21 protein-coding genes and 1 tRNA gene are annotated in these 18,631 nt (G+C 62.2%); 13 read left to right on the top strand and 9 right to left on the bottom strand.

Annotated elements, in window-relative coordinates; all coding sequences use genetic code 11:
* Positions 1 to 29: 29 nt before the first annotated feature.
* Both fabZ and rpmE read left to right on the top strand, forming a co-directional pair.
* Positions 30 to 494, top strand: coding sequence for a 3-hydroxyacyl-ACP dehydratase FabZ (fabZ, locus tag P7228_RS16000; protein ID WP_278016163.1), 465 nt, complete (start codon positions 30 to 32; stop codon positions 492 to 494).
* Positions 495 to 597: 103 nt separating this feature from the next.
* On the top strand, positions 598 to 822 hold the full coding sequence (gene rpmE, locus P7228_RS15995) for a 50S ribosomal protein L31 (protein ID WP_278016162.1): 225 nt from the start codon (positions 598 to 600) through the stop codon (positions 820 to 822).
* A gap of 83 nt (positions 823 to 905) precedes the next feature.
* Here the strand turns inward: rpmE and P7228_RS15990 are convergent, their stop codons facing one another.
* Both P7228_RS15990 and P7228_RS15985 read right to left on the bottom strand, forming a co-directional pair.
* On the bottom strand, positions 906 to 1,229 hold the full coding sequence (locus P7228_RS15990) for a TraR/DksA family transcriptional regulator (RefSeq protein WP_278016161.1): 324 nt from the start codon (positions 1,227 to 1,229) through the stop codon (positions 906 to 908).
* Positions 1,229 to 1,864: a prolyl hydroxylase family protein gene (locus tag P7228_RS15985; RefSeq protein WP_278016160.1), complete on the bottom strand. Its 636-nt coding sequence runs from the start codon at positions 1,862 to 1,864 to the stop codon at positions 1,229 to 1,231. Before P7228_RS15985 ends, P7228_RS15990 begins: the two co-directional genes overlap by 1 nt.
* Before the next feature lie 202 nt (positions 1,865 to 2,066).
* On the opposite strand from P7228_RS15985, the gene P7228_RS15980 reads away from it, so the two are divergent.
* The 10 genes from P7228_RS15980 to P7228_RS15935 all read left to right on the top strand — a co-directional run bounded on the left by P7228_RS15980 (position 2,067) and on the right by P7228_RS15935 (position 10,270).
* Positions 2,067 to 2,143 (top strand) — tRNA-His (locus tag P7228_RS15980).
* 51 nt (positions 2,144 to 2,194) lie between these two features.
* Positions 2,195 to 3,259: a Leu/Phe/Val dehydrogenase gene (locus P7228_RS15975; protein WP_278016159.1), complete on the top strand. Its 1,065-nt coding sequence runs from the start codon at positions 2,195 to 2,197 to the stop codon at positions 3,257 to 3,259.
* A 96-nt stretch (positions 3,260 to 3,355) separates the two neighbouring features.
* On the top strand, positions 3,356 to 4,078 hold the full coding sequence (gene ccmC / locus P7228_RS15970; protein ID WP_278016158.1) for a heme ABC transporter permease CcmC: 723 nt from the start codon (positions 3,356 to 3,358) through the stop codon (positions 4,076 to 4,078).
* A complete protein-coding gene (locus tag P7228_RS15965) occupies positions 4,075 to 4,218 on the top strand; it encodes a hypothetical protein (RefSeq protein WP_278016157.1) in 144 nt (47 codons plus the stop codon). Before ccmC ends, P7228_RS15965 begins: the two co-directional genes overlap by 4 nt.
* Entirely contained in the window at positions 4,215 to 4,685 is a 471-nt protein-coding gene (gene ccmE / locus P7228_RS15960; protein WP_278016156.1) for a cytochrome c maturation protein CcmE, read from the top strand. Before P7228_RS15965 ends, ccmE begins: the two co-directional genes overlap by 4 nt.
* A complete protein-coding gene (locus P7228_RS15955; protein WP_278016155.1) occupies positions 4,682 to 6,640 on the top strand; it encodes a heme lyase CcmF/NrfE family subunit in 1,959 nt (652 codons plus the stop codon). The genes ccmE and P7228_RS15955 overlap by 4 nt, the downstream gene beginning before the upstream one ends.
* Positions 6,640 to 7,167 carry a DsbE family thiol:disulfide interchange protein gene (locus P7228_RS15950; RefSeq protein ID WP_278016154.1) on the top strand — a complete coding sequence of 176 codons (528 nt, stop codon included), beginning with the start codon at positions 6,640 to 6,642 and terminating at the stop codon, positions 7,165 to 7,167. Before P7228_RS15955 ends, P7228_RS15950 begins: the two co-directional genes overlap by 1 nt.
* Positions 7,164 to 7,586 carry a cytochrome c-type biogenesis protein gene (locus tag P7228_RS15945; protein WP_278016153.1) on the top strand — a complete coding sequence of 141 codons (423 nt, stop codon included), beginning with the start codon at positions 7,164 to 7,166 and terminating at the stop codon, positions 7,584 to 7,586. The genes P7228_RS15950 and P7228_RS15945 overlap by 4 nt, the downstream gene beginning before the upstream one ends.
* On the top strand, positions 7,583 to 8,227 hold the full coding sequence (locus tag P7228_RS15940) for a tetratricopeptide repeat protein (protein WP_278016152.1): 645 nt from the start codon (positions 7,583 to 7,585) through the stop codon (positions 8,225 to 8,227). Before P7228_RS15945 ends, P7228_RS15940 begins: the two co-directional genes overlap by 4 nt.
* 117 nt (positions 8,228 to 8,344) lie before the next feature.
* Complete coding sequence (locus tag P7228_RS15935) at positions 8,345 to 10,270, top strand: potassium transporter Kup (RefSeq protein WP_278016151.1); 1,926 nt, start codon at positions 8,345 to 8,347, stop codon at positions 10,268 to 10,270.
* A gap of 59 nt (positions 10,271 to 10,329) precedes the next feature.
* On the opposite strand, the gene P7228_RS15930 is transcribed toward P7228_RS15935, so the two are convergent.
* From P7228_RS15930 to P7228_RS15905, 6 genes are all read right to left on the bottom strand, one after another.
* Positions 10,330 to 10,902, bottom strand: a complete 573-nt coding sequence (locus P7228_RS15930; RefSeq protein ID WP_278016150.1) for a urate hydroxylase PuuD — start codon at positions 10,900 to 10,902, stop codon at positions 10,330 to 10,332.
* Between the two features lie 101 nt (positions 10,903 to 11,003).
* A complete protein-coding gene (locus P7228_RS15925) occupies positions 11,004 to 11,657 on the bottom strand; it encodes an inner membrane-spanning protein YciB (RefSeq protein ID WP_278016149.1) in 654 nt (217 codons plus the stop codon).
* The gene (gene ftsY, locus P7228_RS15920) at positions 11,657 to 12,595 is read right to left on the bottom strand and encodes a signal recognition particle-docking protein FtsY (protein ID WP_278016148.1); all 939 of its coding nucleotides are present in this window, start codon (positions 12,593 to 12,595) and stop codon (positions 11,657 to 11,659) included. Before ftsY ends, P7228_RS15925 begins: the two co-directional genes overlap by 1 nt.
* Complete coding sequence (mtaB, locus tag P7228_RS15915; protein WP_278016147.1) at positions 12,592 to 13,773, bottom strand: tRNA (N(6)-L-threonylcarbamoyladenosine(37)-C(2))-methylthiotransferase MtaB; 1,182 nt, start codon at positions 13,771 to 13,773, stop codon at positions 12,592 to 12,594. Before mtaB ends, ftsY begins: the two co-directional genes overlap by 4 nt.
* Positions 13,770 to 14,579, bottom strand: coding sequence for a diaminopimelate epimerase (dapF, locus tag P7228_RS15910; protein WP_278016146.1), 810 nt, complete (start codon positions 14,577 to 14,579; stop codon positions 13,770 to 13,772). The genes mtaB and dapF overlap by 4 nt, the downstream gene beginning before the upstream one ends.
* 63 nt (positions 14,580 to 14,642) lie before the next feature.
* Complete coding sequence (locus P7228_RS15905) at positions 14,643 to 16,280, bottom strand: putative bifunctional diguanylate cyclase/phosphodiesterase (protein ID WP_278016145.1); 1,638 nt, start codon at positions 16,278 to 16,280, stop codon at positions 14,643 to 14,645.
* Positions 16,281 to 16,501: 221 nt separating this feature from the next.
* Here P7228_RS15905 and P7228_RS15900 point away from each other — a divergent pair, with 221 nt between their 5' ends.
* Complete coding sequence (locus P7228_RS15900) at positions 16,502 to 16,912, top strand: EVE domain-containing protein (RefSeq protein WP_278016144.1); 411 nt, start codon at positions 16,502 to 16,504, stop codon at positions 16,910 to 16,912.
* 6 nt (positions 16,913 to 16,918) lie between these two features.
* Here P7228_RS15900 and P7228_RS15895 read toward each other — a convergent pair whose 3' ends face one another.
* Positions 16,919 to 18,580 (bottom strand): thiamine pyrophosphate-dependent enzyme, encoded by a 1,662-nt coding sequence (locus P7228_RS15895; protein ID WP_278016143.1) that lies wholly within the window; start codon positions 18,578 to 18,580, stop codon positions 16,919 to 16,921.
* Positions 18,581 to 18,631 lie beyond the last annotated feature (51 nt).

Genomic DNA, 18,631 nt, shown 5'->3' with positions numbered 1-18,631 from the left:
CGCCGCAGCAGAGCGAAGGGGGCAGGGCAATGAGCGAAGGTTCCGAGGCTTCGGCCTACGACATTCACAAGATTCTCAAGGCCCTGCCGCATCGCTATCCCTTGCTGCTGGTCGATCGGGTCAAGTCGATCGAACTCGGTGAGCGGATACACGCGATCAAGGCGGTGACCATGAACGAGGAGTTTTTCCAGGGGCATTTCCCTGGCGCTCCGATCATGCCCGGCGTCTTGCAGATCGAGGCTATGGCGCAAGCCGCGGCGATCCTCGGGATCGAGACGCTAGAGCTTGCCGGGACCGGCAAGCTGGTCTTCTTCATGGGGATCGACAACGCCAAGTTCCGCAGCCCGGTAACGCCCGGGTGCCTGCTCGATCTCGAAGTCGAATTCGTCCAGAAGCGCAGCCGTGTCTACAAGTTCAAGGGCCGGGCCAGCGTCGAAGGCAAGACCACCAGCGAGTGCGAGTTCACCGCGATGATTGCAGACCCGCCCGCGTGATCGGCCAAATCGCTTGATATTTGTGCGGTGCAGCTATATTGGCGCCGCTTTCCCACCAACAGCTGGACCGGTCGGAACCGTTCCGAAGCTATGGAGACATGAAATGAAGGCCGAAGGGCACCCCGAATACCACATGATCACGGTTAAGATGACCGATGGTACCGAATTCCAGACGCGCTCCACCTGGGGCAGCGAAGGTGACACGCTCGCCCTCGAAATCGACCCGACCAGCCACCCGGCGTGGACCGGTGGTCGTCAGCAGGTGCAGGAAGGTGGCCGCGTGGCTGCGTTCAACAAGCGCTTCGGCGGTCTTTCGCTCAAGAAATAAGCGAACACACAGGCTTCGCAGTCTCGTACTGCAAGGGGAAGGCGGTCCGACGGGGCCGCCTTTTTCGTTTCAATTGGCTGCTATCAGGCCGCTTCGGCACACTTGATGCAGCGGGTCGCGATCGGCCGAGCTTCCAGTCGCTCGCGGCGAATGTCCTCGCCGCAAATTGCGCAGGTGCCATAGGTGCCGTTCTCGATGCGCAGGAGCGCCAGCCTGATCTGCTGAATTTCCGCACGCAGGACTTCATCGACGCCTTCCAGCGCCTCGTCATCGGCCAGATCCACCGCCTGTTCGCTCCAGTCGGCATCGAGCGGATGGCGCAGGTCGTCCTCGATAACCTCGGCGCGCTGCAACAGATCTTCGAGCCGGACGCGGAGCTTCTCGGCCATGTCGGTGTATTCGCTCATCACCATTCCCATTCTCTTTCGCGATACCATTTGGTGATCACGTATTTGACGCCCGAACGAACTTTCATGCCATGATGGAGCGTATTCGGGTTCACGCTGCCATCGGGGCGCCGGTTGTTCCAGCACAGGAGCTTACCTGTTTCCGGCTGGAAAGTCTTTCCGACAACCTTGAATCTCGTAGCACCCCCGGCCTCGACTTCATTGAGATAGATCATGAAAGTCCAGGTTCGCTGACCGGCGACGGAACAGAATTTCGCGTAGTCGGCTCCGTCAGGCGCGAAATAGTCGGTGTGCGGCTTGAACTCCTGGCCGGGCGCGTAGCGCTGGCCCTGGCAGGGTTCGCCATGTGCAGGATCGATTCCGCTAAGTGACTGAAGCAGAACCTCAAGCTCCTGGACGGCAGGCTCGCTGGCTTCGAGATCGCAGGTTTCGCTGGTGCGAAAATAGGCGTCGCCATTATCGTCCGCGATTGTCGAGGGCCGCCGGTTGGCGTCGATCAACGAGATCAGTTCGCGGCAGTGACCGGAGGAAAGAAACCCCTTGAGCTGAAAGAGCTCGATCTTCGCATTGGGCACTCGCTGCACGCCGCCGCGCTGCAGGAGGGTTTCAGCAGAAGATTCGCCCGCTGCGGACATGGGGGCAAGATAGCCGACAGGGCCCCGCCAGCAAGCGCGAAATAAAATTACGTTTGGGCTGAATGCACGCAGTTTTTGCTTTTCAAAGGGGGGCTCTTGTGCAACAGGCTCGCCCCCGCTGCGGTGAGCCTTGACGGGCTGGCCAAGGCGCGTATCAGCCCCGCTTGCGCGGCACCTTTGTGGTAGCGGGCCGGGGCATGTGGCGATCGTAGCTCAGTTGGTTAGAGCGCCGGTTTGTGGTACCGGAGGTCGGGGGTTCGAGACCCCTCGATCGCCCCATCTTCCCCACTCAAAGTGCCTGTTCGCCGCGCCGAACAAGGGGATTACGCAATGCCGGCATTCTGGACCGAAGCGGATTTCGACGATCACGAGCTGGTACAGTTCGTGCGCGATCCCAAGAGCGGCCTGACTGCCATTATTGCGCTCCACTCCACCCATCTCGGACCGGGCGCTGGCGGCACGCGTTTCTGGCACTATGCCGATCCTGCCGGTGCCATGCGTGATGCGCTGCGCCTCAGCCGCGGGATGAGCTACAAGAACGCGATGGCCGGTCTGCCGATGGGCGGGGGCAAGGCCGTCATCCTCGCCGATGCGGATCGCACGAAGACCCCAGAGATGCTGGCAGCATTCGGCGATGCAGTCGATTCGCTCGGCGGGCGCTACGTCACTGCCGAGGATGTCGGCATCACCGAGGCCGACATGGTTGCCGTATCGAAACGCACTCCGCATGTTTCGGGCCTGCCGGTCGAGGGTGAGGACGCCGCTGGCGGCGATCCGGGTCCGTTTACCGCGATGGGCATCTATCACGGCATCAAGGCGGCAGTCCGCCACAAGCTGGGCAAGGACAATGTCGATGGCGTTCATGTCGCGGTTCAGGGCACCGGGAGCGTAGGCGGCGGCGTTGCTCGATTGCTCGCCAAGGATGGCGCCAAGCTGACATTGGCCGACGTCAATGCCGATCGGGCCGAAAAGCTCGCCAACGAGCTGGGCGGCGAGGCGGTCGCGGCCGACGCGATCATGGGTGTCGCCTGCGACGTGTTCAGCCCCAATGCGCTCGGCGCCATTCTCGACGACGAGGGTATTGCGCGGCTCGAAGCCCCGATCGTCGCGGGCGGTGCCAACAACCAACTTGCGCGCGCGCATCACGGCAAGGTGCTGGCCGAACGCGGGATTCTCTACGCGCCTGACTATGTCATCAACGCCGGCGGGATCATTTCGGTGGCGATGGAATATCTGTGCCGCCAGCACGGCGACCCCTGCGATATCAACGAGGTGCGCAAGCGGATCGCGCAGATTCCCGGTCGGCTTGAGCAGATCTGGCAAGAGTCGGACACTAGCGGGTTTTCGCCCGATGTGGTCGCCGACAAGATGGCGCAGAAGCTGATCGGCCGCTGAGCGAGGGCTACGGCCGCGTAACGCAACACGGCTTGCACGAAATGCGGTCTTGCGAGGGGGGGCGGGCGCTGCAATAGCGACGGCCAAAGAGAACCCATGCACGGCTACGCAAATCCCACTCGATTCCTGTCGCTTGCCAGCTGGCTGACGCCGCTGCTGCTGGCGAGCGGGACGATTCTGACTGCCAGTGCGCTTTATTGGGGCCTGTTCGTGGTCCCGCCCGACCGGCTGATGGGCGAGACGGTGCGGATTCTTTACCTGCATGTCCCGAGCGCCTGGCTCGGCATGGGCGGGTGGACCGCGATCGCCCTTTCGAGCCTCGCCTTTCTGGTCTGGAAACATCCGCTGGCGGCAATTGCAGCGCGGGCGTCCGCTGTCCCCGGCATGGTGTTCACGGCGATCTGTCTAGCGACCGGCTCGATCTGGGGCAGGCCGACCTGGGGTACCTGGTGGGTATGGGACGGTAGGCTGACCAGCATGCTGGTGCTTCTCTTCCTATATGCCGGTTACATCGCGCTATCTCAGGCTACCGCGCGCGACGGAGCCTCCGCCCGCATTCCGGCGATCTTCGGGCTGGTCGGAGCGGTCAATATCCCCATCATCAACCGCAGTGTGGTGTGGTGGAATTCGCTTCATCAGCCGCCGAGCATCACCATGGGCAAGAGTGCGATCGATAGCGAATTCCTCGTCCCGATGATGGTCGGTGTGCTCGGATTCTCGCTGCTGTTTGGTGGGGTCGTGCTGGCGCGGATGCGAACGCTGCTGGCGGAATTCCAGGCGGAGGCGCGCCTGCGCCGCAAGGCGATGGAGGCGGCATGACCTACGAAGCGCTCGACCAATGGAATTTCGTCATCGCCGCCTACGCCGTGGGTGTCGGTGGGACACTGGCGATGGTCGGGTGGAGTTGGATAGCCATGAAACGCGCCGAGAAGCGCCGCGACGAGGTCAAACGCAGGTGAGCGCACTCAAACCGAAACATCAGCGACTGGTGCTCGTGGTAATCGCTCTGGTAGCCTTGCTTGCAGCGGGATTGCTGGCGGCATGGTCGCTGCGCAACCAGGCCAATTACTTCTACCTTCCCGCCCAGATGATCGAGAACCCGCCCGCTGTGGGGCAGGCAGTACGGCTGGGCGGCATGGTGGCCGAGGGCACGCTGGCAACGATGGAAGACGGCGTCACCATCGCGTTCACCGTTACCGACCAGGACCAGGCGCAGGTGCCCGTGACCTACCGCGGAATCGTCCCCGACCTGTTTGTCGAAGGCTCGGGCGTTGTCGCCGAAGGGTCGCTCGACGCCCAGGGCACATTCGTCGCGACCAATCTGCTGGCCAAGCATGACGAAAACTACGTCCCGCGCGAATTGCAGGAAATGGACCAGCACCAGGCGGCCAAGATGGCCGAAGAGACAACGGTAGGTCTCGAGTGATCGCGGAACTCGGCCTTGCCGCGCTGTGGCTGGCCGCCGCACTTGCTGCCCTGCAATTGTTTGGTGGTATCGCCGCGCAACGCGAGATTGACGGGCCACTGGCCCGCCTCGTGAGGCCTGCCTCCATCCTCCAGGGGCTGCTGGCCGCCTTTGCATTCGCCATGTTGCTGTGGGTTTTTGCGATCACGGACCTTTCCGTGAAACTGGTCGCGACCAACTCGCACTCGCTCAAACCGATGATTTACAAGCTATCCGGTGCATGGGGCAACCATGAGGGCTCGATGTTGCTGTGGGTGACGGTGATGTCACTTGCTGGGGCGTTGATCGCCTGGCTCGAACGGCGACTGCCAGAGCGGACCATGCAGGCCACGCTGGCGGCACAGGGATTTGTGGCGCTGGGTTTCTACGCCTTCCTGATATTCAGTTCGAACCCATTCGAGCGGTTGCCCGTGCCGGCCCCCGAAGGCATGGGCCTCAACCCGCTGCTGCAAGACATCGGCTTGGCCTTCCATCCGCCGACGCTCTACATCGGCTATGTCGGCCTCTCGGTCGCTTTCAGTTTTGCCGTCGGTGCGTTGGTAACGCGTATGGTGACGCCCGAGTTCGCGCGAGTCATGCGCCCGTGGGTGCTCGGCGCCTGGGTGTTCCTGACGATCGGTATCACCGCGGGCAGTTACTGGGCCTATTACGAGCTGGGCTGGGGTGGCTGGTGGTTCTGGGACCCGGTCGAGAACGCGTCGCTGATGCCGTGGCTTGCGGCAACGGCGCTGCTTCATTCGGCGAGCGTGCTCGCCGCGCGGGATGCCTTGCGGGCCTGGACGATCATGCTGGGCGTGGTCGCTTTCTCGATGAGCATGGTCGGCACCTTCCTGGTGCGGTCCGGCGTTCTCACCAGCGTACACGCTTTCGCGGTCGATCCGGAGCGCGGCAGTTTCATCCTCGCGCTTCTCACAATCTATATCGGTGGTGCGCTCTTGATCTTTGCGCTCAGGGCCGGCTCGGTCAGCGAGGGGCAGCGGTTCAAACCGCTGAGCCGTGAGGGTGCGCTGGTATTCAATAACGTCATGCTCAGCGCGATCCTCGGTATCGTATTGCTTGGCACGCTCTATCCCTTGCTAACCGAAGCCTTCGATGTGCGCGTTTCCGTGGGACCACCCTATTTCAATCCTGTCGGCGCGATATTCGCGATCCCGATGTTGCTGGTCATGGCAGTCGGGCCGCTGCTGCGCTGGCGTGGCGACAGCTGGGAGCGGGTCAAGCTGCCGGTCGCGATCCTGGCTGCGCTGATCGTCACAGTCGCGGTTGTGGCAAGCCTGCTGGGCGATGTGGATGTGCTGCCGCTGCTAGGCCTCGCGATAGCGATCGGGCTCGCCATCGCCAGCTTCTGGCCGCTGCGCGGACGGCGGATCACTCGCATTCCGATTGCGACTTGGGGGATGGTCGTCGCGCATTTCGGCATCGCGGTGGCGCTGTTCGGCATGGCGAGCGAGAGCGCGTTTACCGAGGAGCACCTGGTGGCCGTTGCTCCCGGGCAAAGCACCGAAATCGGCGATTGGACCGTGACGCTAAACGGGATCGATCCGGTCGCCGGGCCAAATTGGACCGCGCTGGAAGCGCACCTGATCGCCGCGCGCGGCGGTGGTGAGGGCATCAGGCTCGATCCGCAATCGCGCCAGTTTTGGGCCCCGGTGCAGCAGACCACCGAGAGCGCCCTGCTGACTCGCTGGGACGGTCAGCTCTACGCGGTATTGGGCGATCGTTCGGACGACGGACGCTGGCAGCTCCGCCTGTGGTGGAAGCCGTTCGTCACGCTGATCTGGTATGGCGGCCTGCTTGTGGCGCTCGGCGGCGTGCTCGCCATCATCGGACGCGTCACCACCGACCTCAGACGACGCGAGGTGCGTCGCCGCGGAGATGAGCGCCGCAGCGAAATTGCCGCGCTGGAGGACGGATAATGCGCTGGACCTTATGGCTTCCCTTGCTGCTGTTTGCGCTGTTTCTGGGCATCGCGGGTTATCAGCTCAGCCAGCCCAAGAACGACTTCGTCCAGTCGGCCATGATCGGCAAGCCGCTGCCGCAATTCAATCTGCGCGCGGCCACCGCTGATCGGCCGGGTGCGTCGCTGGCCGACTTCAAGGATGGCAAGCCCAAGCTGCTCAATATCTGGGCGAGCTGGTGCATCCCCTGTATCGCGGAGGCGCCTCAGCTCGAGGCGCTCCAGCAGCAGGGTGCCGAGATCGTCGGCATAGCGATCCGCGACAAGCCCGAAGACGTCGCACGCTTCCTTGCAACCCATGGCAATCCCTACACCCGCATCGCGGCGGACGATCTGAGTGAAATACAATTCGAGATCGGCTCATCCGGGGTGCCCGAAACCTTCGTTATCGATGGCAATGGCATGATCCGATACCAGCATATCGGCGACATCCGCGCCGAGAATGTGCCGGAACTGCTAGAGAAATTGCGGGAGGCGGAGGAATGAGGTTCCTGCTCGTTCTCCTTGCGGCCCTCCTCGTCACCCCGGTTGCGGCACAGGACCAACTGCCGCCCGCGCCCTATGCCTATCGCCAGCTTGACGATCCGGCGCAGGAAGCCGCCGCGCGCGAGCTGATGGAAACCCTGCGCTGCCTCAAGTGCCAGAGTCAGTCGATTGCCGACAGCGATGCTCCGATGGCAGGCGATATGCGTCATCAGGTCCGCTCGCGCATCGAGGCGGGCGAGGAGCCCGAGGCAATCCGCGCATGGCTGGTCGAGCGCTATGGCGATTATGTCAGCTACGAACCGGTTATGAGCGCCACGACCTGGCCGCTCTTCGCGCTACCCCTCATCGTGCTGCTGCTCGCCGTCGCGATCCTGTGGCGCCGCATGTCGCGCAAGCCTGCGAAGCGCGATGCGGCATGAACTGGGTTGCGATCATATCTCTGGCTGCGGCCGCCTTTATCGTTGCCGCTACCGTCCTGCGAATCGAGCGGAGCGGCTGGAGTACGCTGGGCGCGGTCCTGACGTTGGGCCTCGCCGGCTATGCGTGGCAAGGCTCGCCCGATCTCGCGTCCTCGCCCAAGGCGAGTGCGCCCGAAGAGACCCGTTCGGGCGAGGCGATCATCGAAGCGCGACGGGCGCTGTTCGATTCGACCCAGCCTCCGGCGGATTATCTCATCCTGTCGGACGGGTTTGCGCGCCGAGGAGACTACAAGACCGCGGCCGGGCTGCTCAAGGGTCGGCTTGGCGATACGCGAGCGGACGGGGAGGGCTGGTTGGCGCTCGGCAATGCGCTGGTCGAACATGCCGGGGGCAATGTGACACCGGCGGCGGCCGAGGCATATGCGCGCGCCGAAGCGGTACTGCCCGGTCACCCGGGGCCGTCCTTCTTTCTCGGAGCGGCCTTGCTGCGGTCGGGCGACCTGCGGGGAGCGCGTGACGTCTGGAATCGATTGCTGGAGGCTTCGCCGGCAGACGCTCCATGGACCGACGAACTACGCTCGCGGATAGAGCGAATGGACGGGCTTATCGCCGAACTCGAAGCGAGCGGTGCGCTCCAGTGATTTGTTGCGCCTCCCTGGGGCTGGTGCTAAGCGCCGCCGCTTCGCGCCCCTGACGGCGGGCGGTTTTGTTTTCAACTGAGTAGGGCAGTACCGGGTGCATTCGGGAAATCCTTTGCCATGAGCGAAGCATCAGACCAGCAGGAATCGCCGCGCCACGCAGGTGGACACGGCCACAGCGCTTCGAAAGCTGCGCTGGCGGTCGGTGCTATCGGTATCGTCTTCGGCGATATTGGCACCAGCCCGCTGTACGCCTTCCGTGAGACCTTTGTCGGTCCACACCCCCTGGCGCTCGATACGGCGCACGTTCTCGGTGTGATCAGCCTGATCTTTTGGTCGATGACGCTTGTCGTCTCGATCCAGTACGTCACCATCCTGATGCGGGCCGATAACAAAGGGCAGGGCGGCTCGCTGGCGCTCGTAGCGCTGATTTCGCGCCATATCAGCCGCTCGCGATACGGGTGGATGGCGGTGCTGTTGGGGGTCTTTGCGACCTCGCTGTTCTATGGCGACAGCATGATCACGCCGGCGATTTCGGTGCTCTCGGCGGTCGAGGGCCTGACGGTCGTCGACCATCGCCTCGACCGGCTGGTGATCCCGATCGCGCTGGTCCTGCTGATCTTCCTGTTTATCCTGCAGAAGCGCGGCACGGCCAAGGTTGGGGCGCTCTTCGCCCCGGTCATGATCGTCTATTTCCTCGTGATCGCCGGCATGGGCAGTTGGCAGATCGTTCAAACGCCCGAGATCCTTTGGGCGCTCAATCCCTATCACGCGGTCAATTTCTTCATCCTGGACGGCACCCTGGCATTTCTCGCCCTAGGCTCAGTCGTGCTCGCGGTCACAGGTTCGGAGGCGCTCTATTCGGACATGGGGCATTTCGGACGCGGCCCGATGCGCCTGTCGTGGTTCGGCTTTGTCATGCCGTGCCTGCTGCTCAATTATTTCGGGCAGGGTGCGATGATCATCGGCCTGCCCGCCGAGGAAGCGGCGCAGGCGATTCAGAGCCCGTTCTTCTTCCTCGCCAACGAGCAATGGCGCCTGCCGCTTGTTTTCCTCGCGACGGCTGCGACATTCATCGCCAGCCAGGCGGTCATCTCCGGCGCCTTCTCGATCACCCACCAGGCGATCCAGATGGGCTACATTCCGCGGCTCTCGATTCGCCACACTAGCGAGACCGAAGGGGGCCAGATCTACATTCCCGTGGTCAATTGGGCGCTGATGGTCGCTGTGATCATCCTGGTACTGACATTCCAGAATTCCTCCAACCTCGCGTCGGCCTATGGCATCGCGGTGACCGGCGCCGTGACGATCGACACGCTGCTGATGGGTGTCCTGTTCGTAGGGGTGTGGAAGTGGAAGTGGTGGTACGCCGCCCCGGTCGTCGCGATCTTCCTGATCGTAGATGGGGCCTATTTCGCCGCCAATCTTGCCAAGGTGCCTGACGGCGGCTGGTTCCCGTTGGTAGTGGGCCTCGTGTTGTTCACCTTGCTCACGACCTGGGCGCGCGGCCGCAAACTCATGCGCGACCGGATGAGTGAGGTTGCGCTACCGATGGAGATCTTTGCCAAGTCAGCAAAGAATTCCGCCACGAGGGTGCCCGGGACCGCGATCTTCATGGCATCGAGCACGGCAGGCGTGCCCTCGGCCTTGCTTCACAATATCAAGCACAACAAGGTGCTGCACGAGCGGGTGATCATCCTGACGGTGAACATCGGCGATATTCCCTACGTCGATCCTAACGAGCGGTGCGAATATCATGACCTTGGTGATGGCTTTTACCGCGCTGTGCTGCATTACGGCTTCATGGAATCGACCGATGTTCCGCAGGGGCTCAAGAGCATGGAGCGTTGCGGTGGCGAGTTCGACATGATGCAGACGAGCTTCTTCCTCAGCCGCCAGACCCTGCTGCCGTCGAAGAACCCGGCGATGCCGATCTGGCGCGAGAAGATATTCGCCTGGCTGCTGCGCAATTCAGCGACCGCGATGGACTTCTTCAAATTGCCCACCAACCGAGTGGTCGAGCTCGGCAGCCAGGTCGAGCTCTAGCTTGCAAATCAAGGGGTGCGGCCGTCGCCGGCGGCACCCCTCGGTAATCTAACGCGAGGTCAGCCCAGGTTTGCGCTGACCATCGTCCACATCATCGGGAACGACAGCAGGGTGTTGAGACGGCTCGCAATCAGCGCGCGCGGCGCTGCCGCCGCTTTCTCTTCGGCGCTCGCTTCGACAATGCCGAGCACTTTCTTCTGCGCTGGCCAGATGATGAACCAGACGTTGAATGCCATCACCAGCGCCATCCACATGCCAGCGCCGATCAGGTTCACATTGCCTTCGCCGGCAAAGGTCAGGGCTTCCACGAGATAGCCGTTGAGGTGTGCGATCGTGAGGCCGGTCAGAACGGTCAGGGCCGCTGCCCAGCGAAAGAAGAACAGGGCGCTCGGTGCGATCGTCTTGGTAACGGCTGGCTTATGCTCATCGGCGATCTTGGGCATGCTCGGCACTTGCACGAAGTTAAAATAGTACAGCAGGCCAATCCACAGCACGCCGAAGAACAGATGAAGCCAGCGCGTGATCGCATTGGCGTCAATCGGCGCGCTTGCGCCAAAACCGATCATTGTTGCGAGTGCAGCGACGACCCCAAGCAGCAAGACGAGATGCAGGTTTCCAAACAGTTTGGCCATGTCAATTCCCCCTCATTCTTCGGCGGGATTTCCCAGACGCGACCCGGACGCCGAATGGCGCGGAAGATTAGGCACCAAAGCGAGATTGGCAAGGGATGCGGTCAGCCTGGCGGTGGAGGATTGTGCGTTTCCTCGTCGACCCCCTCCAGTGAAAGCCCGTTTTTCAACAACATGGGGATCTGGCTGAAGGTAAAAAGGAAGGTGAGGGGAAGGAACACCCAGATTTTGGCCCACAGCCAGCCTTCAAACGTGAGAGAGGCCCGCAATCCTTCGTTGAGCGCGGCCAGGGCAAAGAAAAAGATGCCCCAATTGCGGCTGAGCTTGAGCCATCCTTCCTGGGAAAGACCCTCGAATGCCGCCTCGAGCAGGATCTGCAACAAGGCCTTGCCGCGCCAGAAGCCGACCAGCAGCGCAATGCCGAAGATCGAATAGATAATTGTCGGCTTGAGCTGGACGAAGGTGGGGTCACCGAAAAAGATTGTCAGCGCGCCAAAACCGACGATCAGCGTGGTCGAGAACCACAGCATCGGCGACACCTTGCCGAGACGCCATTTCGAGATACCGAGCGCGATCACGGCAGCCACCATAAATGCCAGAGTGCCCTTGATGACGGCCGCGAGTTCGCCGATCGGTTCGGCCTCTTCCGGCGAGAACCAACGGTAAACCCCGAGGAATACGAGCAGTGGTCCGTAATCGACCGCGACATTGAGCCAGCCTGATTTTGGCTTCTCAGCTTTCTTGTCGGTCTCGTCCATCAGGCAACTCCTGCAATTACACGCGCAACGAGATCGGGATCGAACGGGCGCAGGTCGTCGATCTTCTCACCCACCCCAATGGCGTGGATCGGCAGGCCGTATTGCTCTGCTGCGGCAACAAGCACGCCGCCGCGGGCTGTCCCGTCGAGCTTGGTCATGATCAGGCCGGTGACGCCGGCGACTTCCTTGAACACGTCGATCTGGCTGAGCGCGTTCTGGCCGTTGGTTGCATCAAGCACGAGGACGACGTCGTGCGGCGCCTCCTCGTTGAGCCGGCCGAGCACACGGCGGATCTTGGCGAGTTCATCCATGAGCTCGCGCTTGTTTTGCAATCGCCCGGCCGTATCGACGATCAGGGCATCGATGCCTTTGTCGGTAGCGGACTTGACGGCGTCGAAGACGATACTGGCGGGATCGCCGCCTTCGGGACCACGCACGATCGGCACATTGATCCGCTCGGCCCAGGTCGCAAGCTGACCGATCGCTGCTGCGCGGAAGGTATCGCCTGCCGCCAGCATCACGCCGTAGTCGTCTTCCTGAAACAGATGCGCGAGCTTGGCGATGGTGGTGGTCTTGCCGCTGCCATTGACCCCGATGACGAGGATCACCTGCGGGCGCGGGAAAGCGGTAATCTGGAGCGGCTTGGCGACCGGTCGCAGGATTTCCGCGATTTCCTCGGCAACTGCCTCCTTCAGTTCCTGCTGCGAGATCTCGAGACCGAAACGCTTTTCGGCGAGCTTTTCGCGAATCCGCCGGGCTGCCGAGGGGCCAAGATCGGAGATGATCAGCGCATCTTCGACATCATCAAGCGTCGCATCGTCGAGCTTTGCCTTGGTCACGGCGGTAGTAAGGTTTTCGGACAGCCGCTCGGACGTTTTCTTGAAGCCGCCGAATAGGCGCTCACTCCAGGATTTCCGGCTGGCTTCGGGCTCGCTCATATGAGCAGTCCTTCTCTAAGCATGGTAGGGCGTATGGTTACGACCGTTCCCGGTTGTGTCCCTTGAGGCAATGCGACCCGGGCGAAATTCTGGGCATGGCCGCAGCCATCGCGTTCGGCGAGGACAGACAACTCCTGGACTACAAGCGTGGCCAGCCAATTCTCGCGAATCTCCGAGACAGTCGCGCGCAGTTCTGCCGCGCGGCGCTTGACAGTCTGCCGGTCGACCTGCGGCATGCGAGCAGCCGGGGTTCCGGGCCGCATCGAATAGGGAAATATGTGGCCGTGGACGATGTCGAGTTCGCGGATGATCGAGAGGTTCGCTTGGTGCTGCTCCTCGGTCTCGGTCGGAAAACCAGCGATGAGGTCGGCGCCGATCGCGATGTCTGGACGGGACTTTTTCAGCCTCGTCACCAACGCGACAGCGTCGCCGCGCAAGTGACGGCGCTTCATACGCTTGAGGATGAGGTCGTCGCCGTGCTGCAGGGACAGATGCAGATGCGGCATCAGGCGTGGCTCGCCTGCCAGCAGTTCCACAAGTTCATCATCGATTTCAATGCCATCCAGCGAGGACATCCGAAGGCGCAGGAGCTCGGGAAAGGCGCTTAGGATGGCCGACACAAGTCGCCCCAGCGACGGTTTCTCCGGGAGGTCATGCCCCCAACTGGTGACGTCGACACCGGTCAAGACCACTTCGCGCGCACCCTGCGCCAGATGCGCTTCGACTTCGCTGAGGACCTGACTTACCTTCAATGAACGGCTTTGTCCGCGACCCTGCGGGATGACGCAAAAAGTGCAGGCGTGATCGCATCCATTCTGGACCGCGATGAAGGCACGGGTGTGCTGCGGAACGACGGATGTGGCCTCGGCTGGGACGTTCCACGCCCGCGGATCGAGCTTGGCGGTGTTGGCGATGAGCCCGTCGACCTCAGGCATCGCCGATAATTGCTCGCGCTCGACCTCGGCAGCGCATCCTGTGACGAGCAAGCGGGCCTCGGGTCGTTCGCGGCGCAAACGGCGGATCGCCTGCCGTGTCTGGCGGACCGCTTCGGAGGTCACGGCGCAGCTGTTGACGACCACAAGCTCTCGTTCCTGCGCGAGCAAGGCGCGGATCTGCTCGCTCTCCGAAATATTCAATCGACACCCGAGCGACACGACTTCCGCACCTGCCTGGCTCATGCGAATTGGTCCCACTCGAAGGAACCGCGAAAGCTTTCCGTGGCCGGGCCTGCCATGAGGATACGATCCGCCTCGGTCCATTCGATGCTAAGGTCGCCGCCAGGCAAGGTTACCGTCACTTTGCGGTCGACCAGCCCGCGCTTCATCGCAACCACCGCAGTCGCGCACGCTCCGGTGCCGCAAGCACGGGTCAATCCCACGCCGCGTTCCCAGACGCGGAGACGGATCGCCTCGCGATTTACGATACTGGCGACGTTGACGTTGATACGCTCTGGAAAGAGAGGGTCGTTCTCGATCTGCGGGCCAAGAATGTCGAGCGGCACGGCGTCGATATCGTCCACGAAGAATATGACGTGTGGATTGCCGACGTTCACCGCCGAGGGATTTTCCAGCATCTCCCATCCCACCGGCATCGCCAGCGTATCCATCGCATAGGCGAGGGGAATATCTGTCCAATCAAAGCGGGGCTCGCCCATGTCGACCCGTGCACCATCGGTCGTCGGTTCGAGCGCGATCACGCCCCCATCGGTCTGCACCCTGGCCGGCGCACCGTGCAGCAAGGCAACGGCACGCGCCGCGTTGCCGCAAGCCTCGACTTCGCCCCCGTCGGAATTGAAGATGCGCATGCGAAAATCGGCGCTGTCACATGGTTCGAGCACGATCAGCTGGTCGCAGCCGATCCCGGTGGTGCGATCGGCCAATGCCTTGGCGACGGGAGGCGTCATTGCCGGCAAAGCCGTCTCGCGCCTATCGAGCATGATGAAATCATTGCCCAGACCGTGCATCTTGGTGAAGGAAATGCGCATTGCGAGGCGCATCTATGCATGCGCAGGGGCGGCGTCCAGCCCTAGCGCGCTCCGCGATGGGGCTCAGCCCTCAGCGGCGCGTCTGGTTTCCTCGGTCACCGGCTCGATGTCGGAGTGCTTGGCTTCGGCATCCGCGCCGGGCTTTCCAGCCATCCTGCCTGCCTTGGTCAATCGATTGCGCACCTGTGCCGCCGTTTCAGGGCGGCCGTAGAGATAGCCCTGTCCCTTGAGCTGTCCCATCCGCTTGAGCGTGGTGAGGATCTGCTCGTTTTCGATCCCTTCCGCGGTAATCGGCATTTCGAGACCGTTGCCGAGCGAGATGATCGCATCGACGATCTTGTCCGACGCCTTGGCGTCGCCGAGCTCAGTGATGAAGCTGCGATCGATCTTGATCCGGTCGAACGGCAAGGAGCGAAGCTGGGCCAGGCTCGAATAGCCCGTGCCGAAATCGTCGAGGCTGATGCGAACGCCCTGGTTCTTCAGGCTGGCGATCATCGCCCGGACCATACCAACGTCCTGGTGGAGACAACTCTCGGTGATCTCGATCTCGAGGCGGTGGGTCGGAAAGTTGTTTTCGACCAGCAGCTTGAGCAATTTTTGCGCAAACCACGGGTCGCGCAGCTGGACCGGCGAAATATTGACCGACAACGTCAGGGTCGGATCCCATTCCTGTGCGTCAGCGAAGGCGCGCACCATCAACTGCTCTGAAAGTTCGGCGATAACGCCGACATCTTCTGCGATGGGGATAAAGATATCGGGTTTGACCAGGCCGAGCTGGGGCGAGTTCCACCGCGCCAACATCTCGAAGCCGACCAGTCTGCCGGTTTCGATATCGATCTGCTGTTCGTAGAACGGTACGAATTCACCATTGGAAATGCCGCGACGAACACCGGTTTCGAGCTCGTTGCGAAAGCGAAGTTCGTTCTCCATCGTCGGTTCGAACCACACGTAGCGGTTTTTGCCCTGCTTCTTCGCCTGGTACATCGCGATGTCGGCGCGATGCATCAGGGTCTGCGCATAGTCGACAGCGGCGTTGCGAATGCTGGCATCCTGGTCGCTCGAAATGCCGATCGACATGGTGACATCGACCGATACGCCTTCGCGCTCGAGCGCGCGCCCGATCATCTCGAACAAGCGCATGACGTGATCGTCGACCTGCTGAGGCTGTCCGCGATCGAAGGGCAGGACGATCGCGAATTCGTCACCACCAAGCCGGGCGAGCGAGGCCTCCGATGGCAGGTTGTCGCGCAGGACCTGGGCGATCTTCGTCAACACCCGATCACCGGTCGAGTGGCCGTTCATGTCATTGATTTGTTTGAAGTTGTCGAGGTCGATCATGAAGAATGCGATCGACTGATCGCGGGCTTCCGCTTCGGATCGAAGTGCGGTGGTCGCACGAGTCATGCTGCGACGATTGAGACAGCCCGTGAGCGGGTCGGTCTCGGCGAGCTGACGGGCCACTTCCTCGGCCTTGCGGCGTTCGGCGATCTCGTTGGTCAGTTCACGATAGCGGCGCCAACCGAAGATGATCAGCGCGATATTGAGTAGCAATGCGTTGGCGAGGATCTTGTCCGGTCCGGGACCATGGCCGAGCATCGAACGTACGACGTCGGGGACCACCTGGCCCCCGGTGGCGATGAACAGGATGATCGCGGCAATGGCAATTCCGAGCGCAACGAGATCGCGCTCGGCGGCTCCCATCCGACTCGCAATTGCGTTCCGATCGATCAACGAACCTGCCCCGTCATGGTGAGATCTTACCGCAAGCGGTGTATTCCCCAGATTTATCCCATTGGCGAACAGTCTATGCGTGAACGTACTGAAGATCGGGTTAATCCTGCTTTGCAGCCTTGTTGGGGGTTGGCCGGCAGGCAATCTCGCGGCTAGGGCGAGGGTAGGAACACATCGAAGGAGAATGTAGCTTGTCGCGCTATTGGCTGATGAAGTCCGAACCGTTCAAATACAGTTGGGACGATCTCGTCGCCGAAAAAGAAGGCACGTGGGACGGCGTCCGCAATCACCGTGCTAAGAACAACCTGGCGGCAATGACGGTTGGCGAGGAAGCCTTCTTCTACCATTCGCGCGAAGGGCTGGAGATCGTCGGGATCGTCACCATCAGCGTCGAGGGCATCACCGATCCGACCGATCCCGAAGGCAAATGGGCAGCCGTGAAGATCAAGCCCAAGCGCAAGCTCAAGAGCCCGGTATCGCTGAAGCAGATCAAGGCCGAGCCCCGCCTGGCCGAATGCGAGTTGATCCGGCTCGGTCGACTGTCGGTCGCGGAGATCACGCCCGAGGAATGGAAGGTCATCCTCGAACTGGCAGGGGAATAGCAGGTCTCAGCGGGCGCGCAGCCCGCTCACCGTCGCACCGCTCGCTGCCAATTGCTCGATATCGATCTTGGCATGGATCAGCCGCAGGCCGGTTCGGCCGCGTGCTTCGGCCAAGGCATTCTTGAACCCCTCAGTGGTATCGACCGCCTGCGTCCATGCGCCGAAAGCTGCCCCGAACGCGGCAAAATCCGGATTGTCGAGGTGGGTTGCGGAAAGGCGAGCAGGGAACTCCCGCTCCTGGTGCATACGGATCGTACCGTAGGTCGAGTTGTCGACCACGATCACCAGCATGTTGCAATCGTGCTGTGCGGCAGTCGCTAGCTCTTGCCCGTTCATCAGGAAGTCGCCGTCACCGGCGACCGCCACTACCATACGCTCCGGAAAACGGCGCGCCGCAGCGACCGCGGCGGGAACGCCATATCCCATCGCACCGGCGGTCGGTGCGAGCTGGGTCGGGAAACCCTCGTAGCGCCAATAGCGGTGCCACCAGCCAGAAAAATTACCCGCCCCGTTGCAGATGATCGTATCGGCGGGAAAAGTATCGCGCATGAAGGTAACGGCTTGGCCCATGTCGAGATCGAAACCATTTGGCTTGGCCGTCGCCCACGCGTCCCATTGCGCATGGGCTTCTGCGCCGGCGTCGAAGGAAAGGATGCTCTCGTCCTCCCACAGCGCTGCGCTTTCGGCGAAATCGTCCATGGCGCAGCAGAGCGACAGGTCAGCGCGATAGACCCGGCCCAATTCCTCTGGATCGGGATGGACGTGGATCAACAGCTGATCGGGGTGGTCGAGCGTCGGGAATCTATAGCCATCGGTAGTGGCCTCGCCCAATCGCGCGCCAATCGCGAGAATCAGATCGGCTTTTTTGACGCGCTCGACCAGGCCGGGGTTGGGACCGTAGCCAAGGTTGCCGGCATAGACCGGCGAGGAAGGCGAGATCGCGTCCTGGCGCCGAAAAGCGGTCGCGACCGGCAGGCCGATCCGTTCAGCGAAAAGCTGGAAATGCTCGCGCGCCTTGGCGTTCCAACCCGCGCCGCCGATAATCGCGATCGGGCTGGCGGCATCGCCAATCATCGCCATCATGGTCTGCATCGCGTCGGGGCAAGGGGCCTGCGCTGGTCGCGCAACCATCGGTCGGGGTGAACCGATGACTTCCTCGTGCAACATGTCCTCAGGCAGCGCGATCACGACCGGTCCCGGTCGACCCGAGATCGCGGTGGAATAGGCGCGCGCGACATATTCGGGAATGCGGGCAGGATCGTCGATCCGCGCCGCCCATTTGCAGATCGGTCCGAAAAAGGCCTCGAAATTGACCTCCTGGAAGCCCTCTCGATCGCGGGCGTCGCGTGCAACGTCGCCGACGAAGAGGATCATCGGCTGCGAATCCTGGTGAGCGACATGGACACCGATGCTGGCATTGGTGGCACCGGGGCCGCGCGTGACGAAGCATATCCCCGGGCGTCCCTTCATCGTCCCATCGGCACAAGCCATGAAGGCGGCGCCCCCTTCCTGGCGGCAGGTCACGACGTCGATCTGCGGGCGATCATGCAGGGCATCGAGGACCGGCAGGAAGCTTTCGCCGGGCACGGTGAAAATTCGGTCTGTGCCTTGTTCGATCAGGCAGTCGACGAGCAGCGCAGCGGCGCCTGGGGTCTTGGCTTGAGTCATGGCGCGGCGCTTAGCTGCGGGGCGCGCGTGAGGCAATGCGGTGGATATTCA

Origin of the sequence: Altererythrobacter sp. CAU 1644 (genome assembly GCF_029623755.1) — a bacterium.
GTDB lineage: Bacteria > Pseudomonadota > Alphaproteobacteria > Sphingomonadales > Sphingomonadaceae > Erythrobacter > Erythrobacter arenosus.
The sequence above is the reverse complement of the archived record's forward strand: the minus strand, read 5'-3'. Positions and strand labels throughout refer to the sequence as shown.

What these genes read in the sequence shown, in the direction of transcription:
- fabZ (WP_278016163.1), top strand. Translation starts at nt 30, where the DNA reads ATGAGCGAAGGTTCCGAGGCTTCGGCCTACGACATTCACAAGATTCTC.
- rpmE (WP_278016162.1), top strand. Translation starts at nt 598, where the DNA reads ATGAAGGCCGAAGGGCACCCCGAATACCACATGATCACGGTTAAGATG.
- P7228_RS15990 (WP_278016161.1), bottom strand. Translation starts at nt 1,229, where the DNA reads ATGAGCGAATACACCGACATGGCCGAGAAGCTCCGCGTCCGGCTCGAA.
- P7228_RS15985 (WP_278016160.1), bottom strand. Translation starts at nt 1,864, where the DNA reads ATGTCCGCAGCGGGCGAATCTTCTGCTGAAACCCTCCTGCAGCGCGGC.
- P7228_RS15975 (WP_278016159.1), top strand. Translation starts at nt 2,195, where the DNA reads ATGCCGGCATTCTGGACCGAAGCGGATTTCGACGATCACGAGCTGGTA.
- ccmC (WP_278016158.1), top strand. Translation starts at nt 3,356, where the DNA reads ATGCACGGCTACGCAAATCCCACTCGATTCCTGTCGCTTGCCAGCTGG.
- P7228_RS15965 (WP_278016157.1), top strand. Translation starts at nt 4,075, where the DNA reads ATGACCTACGAAGCGCTCGACCAATGGAATTTCGTCATCGCCGCCTAC.
- P7228_RS15950 (WP_278016154.1), top strand. Translation starts at nt 6,640, where the DNA reads ATGCGCTGGACCTTATGGCTTCCCTTGCTGCTGTTTGCGCTGTTTCTG.
- P7228_RS15945 (WP_278016153.1), top strand. Translation starts at nt 7,164, where the DNA reads ATGAGGTTCCTGCTCGTTCTCCTTGCGGCCCTCCTCGTCACCCCGGTT.
- P7228_RS15940 (WP_278016152.1), top strand. Translation starts at nt 7,583, where the DNA reads ATGAACTGGGTTGCGATCATATCTCTGGCTGCGGCCGCCTTTATCGTT.
- P7228_RS15935 (WP_278016151.1), top strand. Translation starts at nt 8,345, where the DNA reads ATGAGCGAAGCATCAGACCAGCAGGAATCGCCGCGCCACGCAGGTGGA.
- P7228_RS15930 (WP_278016150.1), bottom strand. Translation starts at nt 10,902, where the DNA reads ATGGCCAAACTGTTTGGAAACCTGCATCTCGTCTTGCTGCTTGGGGTC.
- P7228_RS15925 (WP_278016149.1), bottom strand. Translation starts at nt 11,657, where the DNA reads ATGGACGAGACCGACAAGAAAGCTGAGAAGCCAAAATCAGGCTGGCTC.
- ftsY (WP_278016148.1), bottom strand. Translation starts at nt 12,595, where the DNA reads ATGAGCGAGCCCGAAGCCAGCCGGAAATCCTGGAGTGAGCGCCTATTC.
- mtaB (WP_278016147.1), bottom strand. Translation starts at nt 13,773, where the DNA reads ATGAGCCAGGCAGGTGCGGAAGTCGTGTCGCTCGGGTGTCGATTGAAT.
- dapF (WP_278016146.1), bottom strand. Translation starts at nt 14,579, where the DNA reads ATGCGCATTTCCTTCACCAAGATGCACGGTCTGGGCAATGATTTCATC.
- P7228_RS15905 (WP_278016145.1), bottom strand. Translation starts at nt 16,280, where the DNA reads ATGGGAGCCGCCGAGCGCGATCTCGTTGCGCTCGGAATTGCCATTGCC.
- P7228_RS15895 (WP_278016143.1), bottom strand. Translation starts at nt 18,580, where the DNA reads ATGACTCAAGCCAAGACCCCAGGCGCCGCTGCGCTGCTCGTCGACTGC.